Origin of the sequence: Paraburkholderia phenazinium (assembly GCF_900141745.1) — a bacterium.
Taxonomy (GTDB): Bacteria; Pseudomonadota; Gammaproteobacteria; order Burkholderiales; family Burkholderiaceae; genus Paraburkholderia; species Paraburkholderia phenazinium_B.
On record NZ_FSRM01000002.1, the window covers coordinates 3,050,334 to 3,065,531 of the forward strand.

Consider the following 15,198-nt stretch of genomic DNA (forward strand, 5'->3'; position numbering starts at 1 on the left):
AAGCACTACGGCTTACCAAGGGCCGCACTAAGATAGTGTTCGAGGACGGCCGCATCGACCGGCTTCTCGAGAAGCGCTAACGCGCCATTGTTAATGACTGTGGCGCGAAGAGTCTCAGTCGGAAAGGCGGTGACAAAAATGGTGGGTATAGTATGGCCGAGTCGCACCAAATCTTGGTGCATCTCGACGCCAGACATGTTTGGCATTCTCACATCGGAGATAAGGCACGCAGTGTCGACAATTTTTCCAGACTGCAAAAAGGCCTGCGCCGACGGGAATATGTTTGCTTGCCAACCTAGCGAGCGCACCAGGGCGGAGGTTGCTACGCAGACGGCTTCATCGTCGTCCACGATGGAAATAATCTGAGCGATACGCACGCCACGGACCTCGCTCTTCGTGTGAAGTTGTGCGAATACAGGGCGGAATGAAAAACAGAAGGTGGCTCCCCGTACTTGTTACTGTGCGCGTAAAGCTGGTTGGAAGCGCGCAATGTTTAACCAACAATATCCCGAAGAATTCCACCACGCCATGCTACGAGTGGGTGCCGCGACCAAACCATAGTTTGCATCACTCATACTTCGGTATATTCGGCAAGGAGGCAAGTGCGCCGGAGCGAACGTGCATTGCGGTTGGCTGCTACCCCAGCAGGCAGCGACGTAGGAACCCTACGCCGAGGTAACAGCCTTAATGGGCTTTAGGATGGCTTGGCGCGATGTGGATAGCTTCGGCTTTTCTAACCAGTTCGGCTACTGAGCGCGACTCCATTTTCTTCATCATTTGTCCACGATGAATTTTTACTGTTATCTCGCTTAATTCCATTTCCGAGGCGATTTGCTTGTTCATCAGGCCAGCTAACACATAACCTAGTACATCCCGTTCACGGGGCGTCAGGGATTCATACGCGCTGCGCACAGCAGCAAGAGATTGTTCTGCTGAGATGCGTTCGACATCATATTTCAACGCTTCGGCGACAGCGTCCAACATGTCCTGATCGCGAAATGGCTTCGGGAAAAAATCGCGCGCACCTGCTTTCATCGCCCTGACAGACATTTCGATATCGCCATGTCCTGTAATGAATAGCACAGGAATTTGCAAGCCGCTCTTTGCGATTTCCTGATGAAATGTGAGGCCACTCTCGCCGCGGAGCCTGACATCGAGAATCAGACAGCTCGGGCCAGCATATTTTGGAAAGGCTAGAAATTCCTTCGGCGACGCAAATGTCTCTGCACGTAAATCGACGGAGCGTAAAAGCGCACCGAGCGCGTTCCGCATAGACTCATCGTCATCCAAAATGTAAACCACCGGAGACATGTTCGCATTGCTGCCTTGAAGCGGCGTCGAAAGCGCTCCCGAAATCATCTCGTACCCCTTTGATCAGTTAATGCTGTGCGACAACGTCGGCCTCACAATCGCGACCCTTGACGCGTGGAGCCATTAGTCACCGGCGTCGATACCCGCAATTATGGCGTTGCCAAGCTCGGTAGTGCAAACGAATTTCAGCAGAAAATTCCGGTCCGTCTAGCGTCCAGACGCCGGAATTTATTGTCTGATGTTTGTAACCGACATCGAGATGTTTGGTCTGCTCGACCGTTCAGTGAAGAGCTACCATTCAAGCAAACCAATGTGAGGATTATAGGTCGCAAAAAAGCGGTCCATTGGCCTATCTACAGTGCCCTATTTCTCCGAAGATTGACCAATAGCGCGCGTCAGTGAAGGGCAGATCGGAAATCAAGGCAACGCTTTTCGGGGTGACGTCGGCCACTAATTCCCCGCAGACTGGGGAACAGAGAATTGAAAGCAGGCACCGCCTAGAACATCAGAAACTGCCTCAATGCTACCGCCGTGAGCCTCGACAATAGATTTGCAAATGGACAAGCCCATGCCCATCCCTGAGTCTTTCGTTGTGAAGAACGAGTCGAAGAGCGCCGGCGCCGACTCGGCCGCGATGCCGTGACCGGTATCTGACACTGCAACCCACAGCGTATTCTCTTCGTCCATCCGGGTTTTGATTTCAATGACCTTTTCCCTTTGCCCTGTATCGCTCATTGCCTCGCAAGCGTTGACGACCAGATTCATGAGCACCTGTTGCAGCAGGATCCGGTCCCCTCGCACGTTCAGGCTTCCAGAATCAAAATTCCCACGAACGACTATGCCTCCGTTGCGCAGCTGTCCGCGGACCAGTCCGAGCACCTCCCGTATCGCCTCGTTCACGTCGAGTGTGTCGAGCCGAGGTGCCGTCCGTTTGGTCATGGCGCGCAGGCTTGTCACAATATTGGCTGCCCGCATACTATCGGCCGATATCTGGTCCAGCATGCCGCGCACCTCTCCAATATCCGGTGTCTCTCGATTAAGCCATCGCAGCGCGGCTCTAGAGCAGGTACCGATAGCACTCAATGGCTGGCTAACCTCGTGAACGATTGAAGCGACCAGTTCGCCCATCGCCGTCAATTTGGCGACTTTGTCGAGTCTTTCCTGCGTCTCGCGAAGATTGCTTTCTGTCGCAGCCCGCATAAGGTTTTCCGTTTGGAGGTCTTCATAGAGCCGCACATTCTCCAATGAAATTGCTGCCTGTGAAGCGAGCACCTCCAGCATCTGTACATTGTCCACGGTGAAGATGCCTGCGATCAGACTGTTCTCCATGTAGAGCAGCCCCAGTAGCTTGCCTTGCTTGACGAGCGGCACGCAAAGGATCGAGCGTGGCTGACGCTCTATGATGTAGACGTCAACCCCATAATGAGGGTCCTCTCTCGCGTCTCGAAGCACGAGCGATTCTTGCGTCCTGAGCGTGAAGTAGGCGATCGCCGTGGGCAAGATCTCGGGCGACGCCACGCCTCTCTCCATTCTGACGTCGGCCGTGCTCCTGGAATACGTTGCCTGTGCCGCGACGGTCAGGATCCCATCCATGAGAAGGCACAACACCGCCCGGTCGGCTCCTGCGTATTGCTGCACGTTCTCAAGAAGTACGTGAATCAGCCTGGCCAGAGAAATCTCACTCGACAACGCCTGTGCTGCGCGAAGCATCGCGCGCGCGTCGAACTGGTACCCTCGCACCAGATGTTCAGGCGTTACCGCCGTTTCGGCCGTTGGCTTAAGGTACGCGAACTTCTGTTCGATGCGTCGAAGCATCGAATCGGCCCCCCAACACGCGTAGGCATTCCAGGCCCGCTTCATGTAACCTTGCTCGGCGGTATGCCAACGCTGGGCCGCGCAAAAGTGCGCAGCAAGCTCGCACGACAGCCCCTGAAGATGCAAAGCGTCCGACTCGGTAGACAATTGAATGGCCGCCTCGTAGAGACTTTGCGCATCAAGAATCCGGTTTTCCACATAGGCAAGTTCGCCTTGAATCAGCTTCTCTCGAGATAAAAAATTGCTGGGGCAGTTGCTCGACCACTTCGTGACGATCGACAAGCGGTCATTCGCGATACGGAGATGCACCTCCTTTTCCTCCACAGTCGAATGGCGAGCCATCGCCAATCTGAGGAGCGCGCTGTAGAAATTGAATTCCGCAATCTCAAGAAACGAGCGGGACGACCACGCAATTCGATTTGCGTTTTCCTCAGCACGAAGTGCGGTTTCAAAATCCCGGAAATTATAGGCAACCTGTAGTTGATAGGTCCAGAATGCGAAGGCTGCGATGTCGCGATAGAACTTTCCACCAAGACTATTTTCCAAGAGCGCCGCGTAGTCAGGGCAGTCCTCGGAAATTCCCAAGTCAACAGGAGCACCGCGCATGGCATTAATAAACCACGCCTGCGCGACAAACGCGTCGATTACGATCGCAAAGTTTGCCTGCCGCGCGAGGACGAGGCCCTCCTCTACCGTTGACTGTGCGTCGGAAAGTGGCGCTCCGCAGAAGAGCAGATTTGTCGCCAGATGTCGCCTCGAGTAGATCGCGAAGGTCAAGTCGCCTTGTTGCGTCGTGAGTCGGATCGACTCACGGATGTGCTGTCGCGCAACTGTTGCTGGACCGGTCCATGGCAGGTTCAGTGTTCCGTAACACATCTGAACACGCCCCTGGAAACGGGACAGCCCCCTCTCGGGCGACAAACGCATAGCGAGCTCGCCAAATTGGGATGCAGTGCGGTAGTCGCCATACCTGGCGCCTACGACAAGACTGAGGCAGACATAGGCATAGCAGGATGCATCACAATTACCAAATTTCAGACTAAGTGAACTCATTCGCAAGACGACCGTATCCTTGAGATTCAGATCGGTGAACAGAGCCGCCGGTTTGAGGTCAGCGAGTACGTCCATCGCGTACCTCACGTTCTCGTCCTGATTCAGTGGCGCCGCCACCAGATCATTGATGCTTCGGTCCGAATAAAGTGTTCTGAATTCCAGGTATTCCGCGTCGACTTCCTCATCGGTTGGAGACAACGGTAGAACGATGCCTGTTTCCTCGGCGAGATAGCGCAGTCCGACCTGGAGTGCGAGTTTCGGTTGGTCGAGCGCTACGTGCAGGGCGACGCGCAGACGTGCCAGTTCCGCCTTGTTCTTATGGTTCAGCAGGTCAACACGCAACCGACTCAGGCGATTCTCTGCACGGCTCATCTCCATCGTCAGGAATTCACATTCGCCAAGGCGAAGTTCAATCAATGCGCCTATGGTTTCACGCTGGTCCGCGTCCTGCGCAAACATCCGTGCACACGAAAGATACGATCTCGCCGAGGCATAAGCAGTGGCCTCTTTGGCCAGCCGTGCGGCCTCAAGGTTGAGCAGCGCAATCCGTCGACGCTCATCTGGACCGTCCACAACGGGCATCGCCATGTTCAATTGTTGAACGATAGCGAACGCGCCCACTGACAATTCATCGTTTGCGCTGCTTTCCAACAAGTTTCTACCAACGCGCAGGTGTCCTTCGAGACGTTCCCGATAGGTCATGCCGTTGAGAACCGCTTCCCGAAACCGATCGTGCGAAAAGGTGAATCGCCCATCCTCTGTCCAGACGAACTGCGAATCCATAGCGTCGCACAGACGGATTCTTATATTGGTTTCCGACAATTGCATTGCGTCAGCCAACGCTTTTGCAGACGCAGGTCCAGCGAGCACGGCCAGACACCTAAGGACGTCGATAGCATCGGGCATAAACGAATGAAGCTTGCCCTCGAGGAGTTTGACCACGCTTGAGGCACTTCTCTTATCCGCTACCTCAGTCAGGTTCGCACGCCATTCACGTGCAGCGTCATCGTAGTCAACGACGTTCTCGTCGATAAGAGAGCGTAATAGCTGTATGACAAACAGCGGATTTCCTCCCGTTCGCGCGTGCACAGAAGCGGCGAGATCGTCAATTCCGGCAATATCGCCAGCCAGCAGGCTTTTTAGCAGCCTTTTGACATCGTCCTGCGGCAGGGAGGTCAGCGAGAGTCGACGCAGACAGTCGTCATTCGGAAACGCAAGTCCCCATGCGTTCCCCAATTGCATTTCACCTGACCGTATCGCGCCAAGAAATAGAACACATCTGTTTGACGAATGCCGCATGGCGTATGCAAGCACTTCGAGTGTACCCTCGTCGACCCACTGCAGATCGTCCAGAACCATGATCAGGGGGCGCCCGCGGGTCGCAAGCGCCCCGAACAGCTTGACCATAGCCTTGAGAAAACGCGGCCTCTCCGCGTGAATTGAGACTGCGCGGCAATGCTCAAACACACCAAGAAGCGGCGTGAACGATGGAAACACCGCGGAGATAATCGATGCATCGTCTGCTAGCGCATCCTTGATCCGCGTCTGGATCAGTTTGAATTCATGCGGTGGACAACCGAGAATTCCTCGTTGCCAGTAGCGAAGCGCACGAGTCAGACTTGCGTAGGGCGTGGCGCCCTCGGCTTGTTCGCACTTGCCCATTGCAAACTCGTGCGGAACTTCGCGCAGTTGCTTGCGCAGATGTTGAATCAGGGCCGTCTTCCCAATACCTGCCGGCCCCTCGAGCGGAATCATTCGGGCCGACTCGCCAATCGAAGCTTCGTGCACCGCTTTACGAAGCGATTCGAGTTCGCCGTCACGACCTAGCAGCACATCGGATGTTCCAAGCAACGATTTCGCGTGAAGTATTCTTGTCGAAGACCCGTTGCTTCCTCCTTTTGCATCGCATGTGAGGAGGTCGGCCACCACGTCCGCGGCCAATTGATACCGCTCTTCGGGCTCCTTGGCCATCAGCCGGAAGAGTATCGCCACCAGTCTCTGCGCAACGGCTCCAGACGGTTCCACATGCTCTGGGGGCCATCGAGCGATATGCGCATGGATCTCTTCGGCGGGCGCCAGGCCCGGAAATGGTACCCGTCCTGTCAGCAGCAGATAAAGGATGCAGCCCAGCGAGTACAGATCGGTGCGGCAGTCGACCGGTCGATTGACCCGGCCCGTCGCCTCCGGTGCTATGTAATGCAAGAGATCAGGCTCGAGGTGCGACACGGAACCGTCCACTGCTGATACGTTGCGCGCATCGATGGTGAGCGAGCGAAATCCCGTCAGCCAAGCACGGCGACGTCCAGGGTGAATCATGATGCTGCCCGGCGTCAAACCGCCGTGGACCAGATTTCGGGCATGTGCTGAAGCCAGTGCGAGTGAGATCCCGACAGCCAGATTCAGAACCTGGTGGACAGGCATTGTCACATCAAGGAGATTGCTTAACATCTCGCCGCACGGGTCTTGCAACAGCATCGCCGGACTATCGTCGTGGGTAATGAACCGAACCGGCCGCAGCGCGAAGCCAAGCTTTAACTCGGCTCTGATGTCGTATTCGTATCGCAATTGGGTCAACGCACCGCTCGTCTCTCTGGAAGCAGGCACTGCGGCGAGTACCGACACCCCCGACTTTTCCGCCCGATAAAGCCGTACTGAGCTGCCGCGCAGGAGCGTGAGCTTTGCCTCTGCTAAGCTCGTGATTTCTTCTGAATACGTACTCAGCATGTACTCCCCAACAACGTCATGGATCGTGTCGCGAACATCCAGGCCAGCCACGTCGTTGGCCAATCGTACTGGGGACGACGATGTCTTACCATCCGGTCTCCTTTAAATCGATAACCGTGGCAGCAATCCGCAGTACTCCTTCGCGCCGCAAACTAAGGTCGCGCACATATCGTGTCTGATAGCGGGGAAATCTCGACCGAAGTCGATGTCACCTCTCACGGGTCAGAGCGGTCTAGAGAATCGCGTTTGAATACCTCACGAGAGTCTCGCGCGGTAACCGGGATTACCTGTGGTGATGCTCACCGACTGGCGTGCCCGGCTATGTTCTCCGAGCAGGCCAGACAGAGCAAGAGCAACTAAGTTCACGGATGGTTGCCTACAAAGCAACGTTTGCAGGCGCTCCCCGCTCCCACTCTCTCGCCGGGTTGCCCTACGGCAACTCATCTTCGCGCCACCATACGAACAGGTAGGCTGCCTACCCAGACGAACTACCTCTCTACCCCTCTTAGATGTTGAGATAAAGGATGGCGGGGGATACTCTTCACAGCGAGGAATTCAGCGGGTAAGAACATCAGGGATATCCCCGACGAAAGCGCGCAATCAGGCGTCTTTACGGCTTCCAATACTCGTTGAGGTCAACATGAAAACAAACAAAATATTGCTATCTGAGGCGGTTGTATATGTTGTCGACGACGATCCTTCGATCTGTAGCGGTCTCTCGAGTCTGCTGCGCTCGGAGGGGGTCCAGGTATTTACATTCGGCTCTCCCGAAGGCTTTCTGAACATTGAGATGGCAGATGTGCCGAGTTGCCTGATCCTGGACATCCGCCTACGGGGTGCCAATGGCTTGACCCTGCAACAGGAGGCGCTTCGCGAAGGCATTCGTCTCCCGATCATTTTTCTGACAGCCCACGGCGACATTCCTATGTCGGTTAAAGCGATGAAGGCCGGTGCATTCGACTTCCTAACCAAGCCATTTCACGATCAGGACATGCTAGATACCGTGTCGGCTGCGCTCACAATGGATCACGAATTGCGAATCCAGGAGCGAATGGTTGCGGACATTCAAGGCAAATATGACGCGCTGACGCCTCGCGAGAAAGAGGTCGTCGTCTTTGTTGCCGAAGGTTTGATGAACAAGCAGATCGCAGGCCGCATGGGGGTGAGCGAAGAAACAGTCAAGATTCACCGCTCCCAAGCCATGAGAAAGATGGAGGCGCGGTCGGTGCCCGACCTGGTCAGGAAACTTCAACGCGTTGTCCTGCGCAATCACCGTCCACCGAAGTCGCCATGACACGTCTCTCAAGACTACCGCTGCAGAAGATTCCCGTACGTCTCATGAGCACCGAAAAACGAGTTTTCAGCGAGCTCCCGCTCGCGAGCGCACATTGCATAACTAACTCGAACGTATTATTGCTCCAGACTCCAAGCGCACCTACGTTTAGGTCGGGGCCAAAGTAGTCGCCGAAATTCCTCTTCGGCGTGGGTCTTTCCTACACGATGAAACCACATTCGCTTCCCGCTGTTATCGCTGTGGTCGACGACGATGAGTCGGTCCGGCTGGCGACCGCCAGTCTACTGAGATCGTGCGGCTGGACTGTACGCACTTATGCCTGCGGTGCTGACCTGTTGTCAAAGATCGACGAGGACGCCATCGGTCTAGTCATCGCCGACGTTCAGATGCCTGGTATGGACGGATTCGCGCTACTCAAAAAGCTTGTCGAGCGAAGACCTGATGTCCCGGCAATCTTTGTTACCGCCTATGCAACCCCGAACATGGGCGAGCGATCAAGTATGGCCGGTGCGATCGAAATTTTTACGAAACCGCTGGACGACGCCCGGTTCTTGGCTCGCGTTGCGGAGATTGCCGGCACGGCGCCATGCTAGCCACGCCTGGCCGATAGGGACCGGTCACACCAAGGTATGTATTGCTCAGACCAAGATGGCGCTCCAGCATCCGCTCGTAGCATTGTTTATGTCGGCCTTTGGAAGTACCTTCAATACAACGCGATACGCAGCCGTTGTTCCCTCGAAATGCTGAACACGACACAGCACCCACATGACAGCGTACGCACATAGTCTGATAAGACACCTCTCAAAACGACCGATTAGCGATGTGTTCAAACAGACCCGGGCAACGTAGTAACGAATGATTCAGGGTGAAACGTATGTCGACTTCAATCACACTGCTGGCCAACGGCTACCTAGAGATTGTCTGCACGGACCCTTGGCTCGAACCACTACGCCGGCACTACATCATCCGTCGTACCGTGGACTACGGTTCTATCTGCATGCAGTAGTGCCTGCGAGACGCGCGCCCCGAAACAGGGATGCGTGTCGCTAAGTTGACTCACCCGGCATCTTATCGGCGAGGTTCACCATGTTTTGGCGTGACCCCTTTCAGTTACCGCGCGCCGGCCGCGCTGCGAGATCGACCCCTCAGGGAACGGACGCGTACAGCGTTATATCGGGCGAGCCGGAGAGGTCAGCGATGGTCAGCGATGACATTGGCATCACTGACCATCGTTCGGAGCGTTTTCCTCGCATTACGTGGAATCCTCGCCTCGGCATTTACGAAGGTCACGATTCAGCTTTCGCGGTCACATCGGAGTTGGGCACATGGACGCAATCGGTCGTGCTTCTCACAGCGATCTGGTCGCTCTGCGAATTGCCCCTTGAACTGCTGAGCAGCCAGACGGGCCTCGAAAGCGCAGCGTGCATTGCCGCAAAGCTGATCTGGATAGCCTTATCGATTTGGACCTTGCACGGTAGTCGCGCGGCGAGAGCTATCTTTGCCTTTTGCTGCAGCGTCAGCGTACTTTCTATCGCTTCTGGGTTGCTGACAGAGCATCGGTTCTTTGTCGTGGGATTCTGTCTTTCTGCCGTAGAGTGCGCAGCAAAGGCTGCCGCATTCTTGTTGATCGTATGGCCAACTGCTCGGCGCGTTACCCTCTAGGACCGCTTCACCGTAGCAAAAGCCACATACCACCGCATTGATTTCTGCTCCGCCCGAATGGCGCTCATACGAACATATAACCTGGTTATTCTCGAGTGTGACGATAACAGCCGCTTGTGGGGTTGTGACGAGGCGCGCGCCGCCTTAACCTACGAATCACTATTACAAGCCAGCTTATCTTGCGCGGATCGGTTTGCCCATCTCTGCCTTAAAGTGGTTGGCTTTTGCTCTCTCCGACTTGTCATCAGGTTATCTAGATGTCGAAAGATCAAGAGTCCGAAGGCCATCAGATGTATCCACGGTTTACCGCTGCGCAATTGGACAAAATTCGCCGCTTCGGAACGACCGAGTATTGGAAAGCAGGCGACGTGATGTTCAGGGCTGGCCAATCCGGATCAGGAATGCGGGTTCTGATCAAGGGCACGGCCAGACTCACAAAGCGCGATGGTCTGGGCCGCTCACAGCTTCTGGTAGAAGTGAGCGAGGGACAATTTCTGGGAGAAACGGCTCAATTGACCGGCACACCTGCTTTAGCTGATGGCCACGCGGTGACCGACATCGAGGCGCTTTTAATTCCGCCCGAGGGCATCCGCGCGTTGCTCGTGGCGGAGGCCCAACTAGGCGAGGAAATTATCCAGTCGTTCATCTTACGCCGTGTCAGACTGATTCAGAATGGCAGTGGTCCAGTATTGATCGGCCCCGCGCAAAATCTGAGGCTCGTCGCACTGCAGGGGCTCTTGCAGCGAATCAATCATCCCCACTCCGTCGTAGATGCAGTAAGTGACCCGAACGCCCGCGCCTTCCTCGAGGCGCTCGATACGCGGAAAGAAGATTTGCCCATCGTTATCCTCTCAGACGGTACCGTGATGCGCAGCCCCAACGAACGCCAGTTAGCGGCGAAACTGGGCCTCGTACCCGAATTCAGCACTGCCCATACCTACGATATCGCTGTCGTGGGGGCCGGTCCAGCGGGACTCGCCACTGCCGTCTATGCTGCGTCCGAAGGGCTTTCGGTGATTGTTTTCGATGAGCACGGCCCCGGAGGTCAGGCCGGGGTAAGTGCGCGGATCGAGAATTACCTTGGTTTTCCCGCCGGCATTACGGGCCATGAATTGGCCGCACGCGCGTTTGTCCAGGCTGTAAAGTTTGAGGCCAAAATTGCGATACCCGTCAGTATCCAGGCTCTGGATTGCAAACGTACACCATTTGAACTCGAACTGACCAACGGTCAGCGCGTCTCGTCACATACCGTTGTGATTGCGACAGGCGCTGCATATCGTCGTCCTGCCATAGCAGGGCTTGATCGGATCAACGGTTGCGGCGTCTATTATTGGGCTTCGTCGATCGAGGCCAAACTTTGCGCGGGGGACGAGGTTGCGCTCGTGGGTGGTGGAAATTCGGCCGGACAAGCGATCGTGTTCCTTTCGTCGTATGCGAGCCGCGTCCATGTTCTGATTCGCGGCAACGACCTTCATAAAAGCATGTCTAGCTACCTTGTCGAACGCGTCACATCGCTTTCCAACGTCGAGGTGCATACGATGACGACCGTCGCCTCCGTTGAGGGCAATGAGGACGGTTTGGCGAGAATCGTATGCCAGACAGCCAGCGGCCGCAAAACATTGGAATTGCGGCATCTGTTCTTGTTTACCGGAGCAGATCCCAACACCGGTTGGCTGAGTACGTGTCGCGTCGAAGTCGACGAGAAGGGCTTTGTGAAAACCCGCATGGACGCAAGCGTGCATGCGGACGGCCCCCCTTCGACTCTGCAGACGAGAGTACCGGGCGTGTTTGCTATTGGCGACGTGCGTTCATCGTCGGCCAAGCGTGTTGCAGCAGCTGTGGGTGACGGTGCAGCGGTCGTGGCGGAAATCCATTCATATCTGGCAATCCGCAGAGCGTGTTCAAAGGTCGGACATTAGTCGTCGCGTGCAATACCTTCTTTGCGGTCAGACAGCGCCTTTGAGCGCGAGACGCGCTTCAATGCCTCCACCGTCACGATTTCGCAGCACCAAGCTTGCGTTCATGGATTCCGCCAATTGCTTCGCAATAGCTAGCCCCAACCCGGTACCTCCTGTTTGCCGATTGCGCGACGATTCGACGCGATAGAAAGGCTGGAACACCGCGTCCAGTTGATGAGCGGGAATTCCCGGGCCTCGATCAAGCACTGTGATGGAAACTTGCTGTCCCGTCATCGAATCTACCCTAACCTCAGCCGAGCCCGAAAACTTGATTGCATTGTCGACCAGGTTTGCGAGCACCCGGCGCAACGCATGCGGCCGCGCAAGAATCGGCGTTCCGATCCTCCCCACCAGCCGTACCGCTCCACCTGCGTCGATATACTCGCCGACAAGACTTTCCAGAAACGCGTCGGGGTCGATGCGCATCGCCGTCTCCGCGGTTCCGTGTAACGTACGAGCATAAGCAACCCCCTCCCGCACCAAAGATTCCATTTGCTTGAGGTCATCCTGCATTTTCTCCCGCTCGGACGTGTTGTCCATCATGTCTGCACGGATGCGCATGCGGGTGATCGGCGTTTGCAGGTCGTGAGAAATGGCGGCCAGAATCTGTATCCGCTCTTTCAAGCAGGCGCCGATGCGCTCCTGCATGGCATTGAAGGCTCGCGCTGCTCCGGCTATTTCAACCGGGCCATCTTCGGGAAGGCGTTGCAAGCTAAGGTCGGGGCCCAGGGTGTTCGCTGCGTTCGCCAGCTCGTTCAGAGGGCGCGTCGCGACCCGGACCGCAATCCAGCAACATCCGGCGAGAAGCGTGAGTTGCGCCAACAGAACAAGAGGCAGCCGGCCAACCAGCGCACTCTCGTGCGGGGCGGGCAAGTCGATCGTCAGCCAGAGCGCCAGGCCTTGCGCCGCTATGACACCTGCGATCATCACCAGGGTCAGGCGCATGAAGAGCGTGCGGGGTAACGTCAAAATTCGGTAGTGCTTCATTCGAAGCGGTCCTCCACGATCACCGCAGGTCCGAAGTTTCCCATACTCGATGTCGACAATGCCAGCCGTCAGAACAGCCGGCTGGCATCGCGCGCTACTCAAAGAAGGCTGGAAATATCACTTCACCTCGACCACCATCTCGATCTCGACACACGCGCCCAATGGTATCTGCGCAACGCCAAATGCCGAACGCGCGTGCTTGCCGGCCTTACCGAATACGTCGGCGATCAGCTCCGATGCGCCGTTCGTTACCAGATGTTGCTCAACGAAGTCGTTGGTGGAATTGACAAGGCTCAGCACCTTCACAATCCGGGTTACCCGATTAAGATCGCCAATGTGGGCGTGCAATGTCGCGAACAGATCGATGGCGGCGGCACGCGCGGCGAGCTGCCCCTCTCCGGTCGTCAGCGCCTCCCCCAGTTTGCCCGCCCACACCTTGCCGTCCTTCCTGGCAAGATGACCGGACAGATAAACCGTATTGCCGCTTTGCGCACTCATTACATACGCGGCGGCGGGTGCACCCGCGACCGGCAATTCGATATTGAGTTCTTTCAGCCTGGCGTAGACGTCGTGGTGGCTCATAAGTTGCTCCGCTGGATATAAACGATTGGGATCAATGGCGGGACTAGCCAGCCACCTCAATAACGGCTTCTGCAAAGGCCTGAGGTGCCTCTTGGGGAAGATTGTGGCCCGCACCCTTGACAAGCTGGTGCGAGTATTTCCCCGAGAACTTCTTCGCATACGATGCCGGATCGGGATGCGGCGCTCCGTTGACATCGCCTTCCATGGTGATCGTCGGTACGCTGATAAGAGGGCCGGCAAATAGCCTCTTTTCCAAATCGTCGTACTTCGCCTCGCCCCGCGCGAGGCTCTGCCGCCAGCGGTAGTTGTGAATCACGATCGCGACATAGTCCGGGTTGTCGAAAGCGCTCGCGGTGCGGTCAAACGTGGCGTCGTCGAAAGCCCATTTCGGCGAAGCGATTTGCCAAATGAGTTTGGCAAAGTCGTCCTTGTATTTTGCGTAGCCCAGTTCCCCGTGCTCAGTAGCAAAGTAGTACTGATACCACCACGCATACTCGGCCTTAGGCGGCAGTGGTTGCGCTGTGACTTCAAGATTGGTGATCAGATAACCACTCACAGAGACCAGCCCTGTGCAGCGCTCCGGCCACAGCGCCGCCAGAATGCAGGCGGTCCGCGCGCCCCAGTCGTACCCTGCGACGGTCGCCTTATCGATCTTGAGCGCATCCATCATCGCGATGATGTCGACGGCAACGGCCGCTTGCTGTCCGTTGCGCATCGTCGCGTCCGACAGGAACCGCGTCGTTCCATGGCCACGTAGATACGGAACGATGACCCGATAACCGGCCGAGGAGAGCATTGGGGCCACGTCGACATAGCTGTGGATATCGTACGGCCAGCCGTGCAGAAGTATCACCACCGGTCCATCGGCAGGGCCGGCCTCGGCATAGCCGACGTTCAGCACACCAGCATTGACCTGCTTCAAGGAGGAGAACGAGGTGTTCGTTCCCGGCTTTATAACAGACAGGTTGGCGAGCTTGCTGGCACCGGATTGTGCATGTGCAGAGCCCATCATGCCAAGCTGGGCGGCAGCCAGCGCCATCGCCGCGGTGCCCAGAAAGCCGCGACGGCTAGGGTCGATCTGATCCGACATTGATATCTCTCCTGTAGAGGTTTGATGGCCAACAGCTAAGCGCTGGCGACGAGATCAGAATACGTGCAGGAGGATGGAATTTAAATGATACATACCGGTGCTGCGGCCACTGCTTATGCGTGAGCGCCTAATACGTGCGTATAAAAACTACCTCAATCTGCATTCTATTTCGCAATGCCAATTATTTCTTATACGCCTGTATACCGACTCAACGCGAAGATATGTTGCAGTTGATGCGATGCTCAGCATATTCTCGTTAGCAAGCTGCGTCGCAGGACACAGCGTCTTCAACATGGAAGCCATCATGACCCAGCTCGAGAAAATCCTGTACACAGGCAAAACCCATACGACCGGTGGTCGAGATGGCGCAGCACGCAGCTCCGACGGCCGACTCGACATTGCGCTCTCGTTGCCCGGAAGTACGCGCAGCGGTACCAATCCAGAGCAACTCTTCGGCGCCGGCTGGTCAGCCTGCTTTATCGGTGCGATGGGACTTGCGGCCGCGAAAATGAAACTCGCGCTGCCTGCCGACGTTGCGGTCGACGCCGAAGTAGATCTGGGCACAACGGACGGCGCATTCTTCCTTCAGGTCCGGATGAATGTCAGCCTTCCCGGCCTGGAGCGCAATATCGCTCAGGTCCTGGTGGACTCAGCACATCAGAACTGCCCGTATTCCAAGGCTACGCGCGGCAATATCAATGTTGCGATCAGGCTGATCTAGC

Annotated in this window: 11 protein-coding genes and 1 pseudogene; 6 read left to right on the forward strand and 6 right to left on the reverse strand. The window is 56.2% G+C overall.

The window, feature by feature from the left end:
• Positions 1–5: 5 nt before the first annotated feature.
• The 3 genes from BUS06_RS33430 to BUS06_RS33440 form a co-directional block, all read right to left on the reverse strand.
• Positions 6–377: a response regulator transcription factor gene (locus BUS06_RS33430; RefSeq protein WP_074268545.1), complete on the reverse strand. Its 372-nt coding sequence runs from the start codon at positions 375–377 to the stop codon at positions 6–8.
• A gap of 307 nt (positions 378–684) precedes the next feature.
• Positions 685–1,359, reverse strand: coding sequence for a response regulator transcription factor (locus BUS06_RS33435; RefSeq protein ID WP_074268546.1), 675 nt, complete (start codon positions 1,357–1,359; stop codon positions 685–687).
• A gap of 402 nt (positions 1,360–1,761) precedes the next feature.
• Positions 1,762–6,966 carry a trifunctional serine/threonine-protein kinase/ATP-binding protein/sensor histidine kinase gene (locus BUS06_RS33440; protein ID WP_074268547.1) on the reverse strand — a complete coding sequence of 1,735 codons (5,205 nt, stop codon included), beginning with the start codon at positions 6,964–6,966 and terminating at the stop codon, positions 1,762–1,764.
• A 577-nt stretch (positions 6,967–7,543) separates the two neighbouring features.
• On the opposite strand from BUS06_RS33440, the gene BUS06_RS33445 reads away from it, so the two are divergent.
• From BUS06_RS33445 to BUS06_RS33460, 5 genes are all read left to right on the forward strand, one after another.
• On the forward strand, positions 7,544–8,197 hold the full coding sequence (locus tag BUS06_RS33445) for a response regulator transcription factor (RefSeq protein ID WP_074268548.1): 654 nt from the start codon (positions 7,544–7,546) through the stop codon (positions 8,195–8,197).
• Positions 8,198–8,403: 206 nt separating this feature from the next.
• Entirely contained in the window at positions 8,404–8,790 is a 387-nt protein-coding gene (locus BUS06_RS33450; RefSeq protein ID WP_074268549.1) for a response regulator transcription factor, read from the forward strand.
• A gap of 281 nt (positions 8,791–9,071) precedes the next feature.
• Positions 9,072–9,203, forward strand: coding sequence for a hypothetical protein (locus tag BUS06_RS38620; protein WP_302050878.1), 132 nt, complete (start codon positions 9,072–9,074; stop codon positions 9,201–9,203).
• A gap of 191 nt (positions 9,204–9,394) precedes the next feature.
• Complete coding sequence (locus BUS06_RS33455) at positions 9,395–9,859, forward strand: hypothetical protein (protein ID WP_074268550.1); 465 nt, start codon at positions 9,395–9,397, stop codon at positions 9,857–9,859.
• A gap of 257 nt (positions 9,860–10,116) precedes the next feature.
• On the forward strand, positions 10,117–11,778 hold the full coding sequence (locus tag BUS06_RS33460; RefSeq protein ID WP_074268551.1) for an FAD-dependent oxidoreductase: 1,662 nt from the start codon (positions 10,117–10,119) through the stop codon (positions 11,776–11,778).
• A gap of 27 nt (positions 11,779–11,805) precedes the next feature.
• Here the strand turns inward: BUS06_RS33460 and BUS06_RS33465 are convergent.
• From BUS06_RS33465 to BUS06_RS33475, 3 genes and pseudogenes are all read right to left on the reverse strand, one after another.
• A pseudogene (locus tag BUS06_RS33465) lies at positions 11,806–12,702 on the reverse strand (ATP-binding protein); the annotation flags it as partial.
• A gap of 219 nt (positions 12,703–12,921) precedes the next feature.
• Positions 12,922–13,386 (reverse strand): RidA family protein, encoded by a 465-nt coding sequence (locus BUS06_RS33470; protein WP_074268553.1) that lies wholly within the window; start codon positions 13,384–13,386, stop codon positions 12,922–12,924.
• A 43-nt stretch (positions 13,387–13,429) separates the two neighbouring features.
• The gene (locus tag BUS06_RS33475; protein ID WP_074268554.1) at positions 13,430–14,476 is read right to left on the reverse strand and encodes an alpha/beta fold hydrolase; all 1,047 of its coding nucleotides are present in this window, start codon (positions 14,474–14,476) and stop codon (positions 13,430–13,432) included.
• Between the two features lie 304 nt (positions 14,477–14,780).
• On the opposite strand from BUS06_RS33475, the gene BUS06_RS33480 reads away from it, so the two are divergent.
• Positions 14,781–15,197, forward strand: coding sequence for an organic hydroperoxide resistance protein (locus tag BUS06_RS33480; RefSeq protein ID WP_074268555.1), 417 nt, complete (start codon positions 14,781–14,783; stop codon positions 15,195–15,197).
• Position 15,198: the final 1 nt, after the last annotated feature.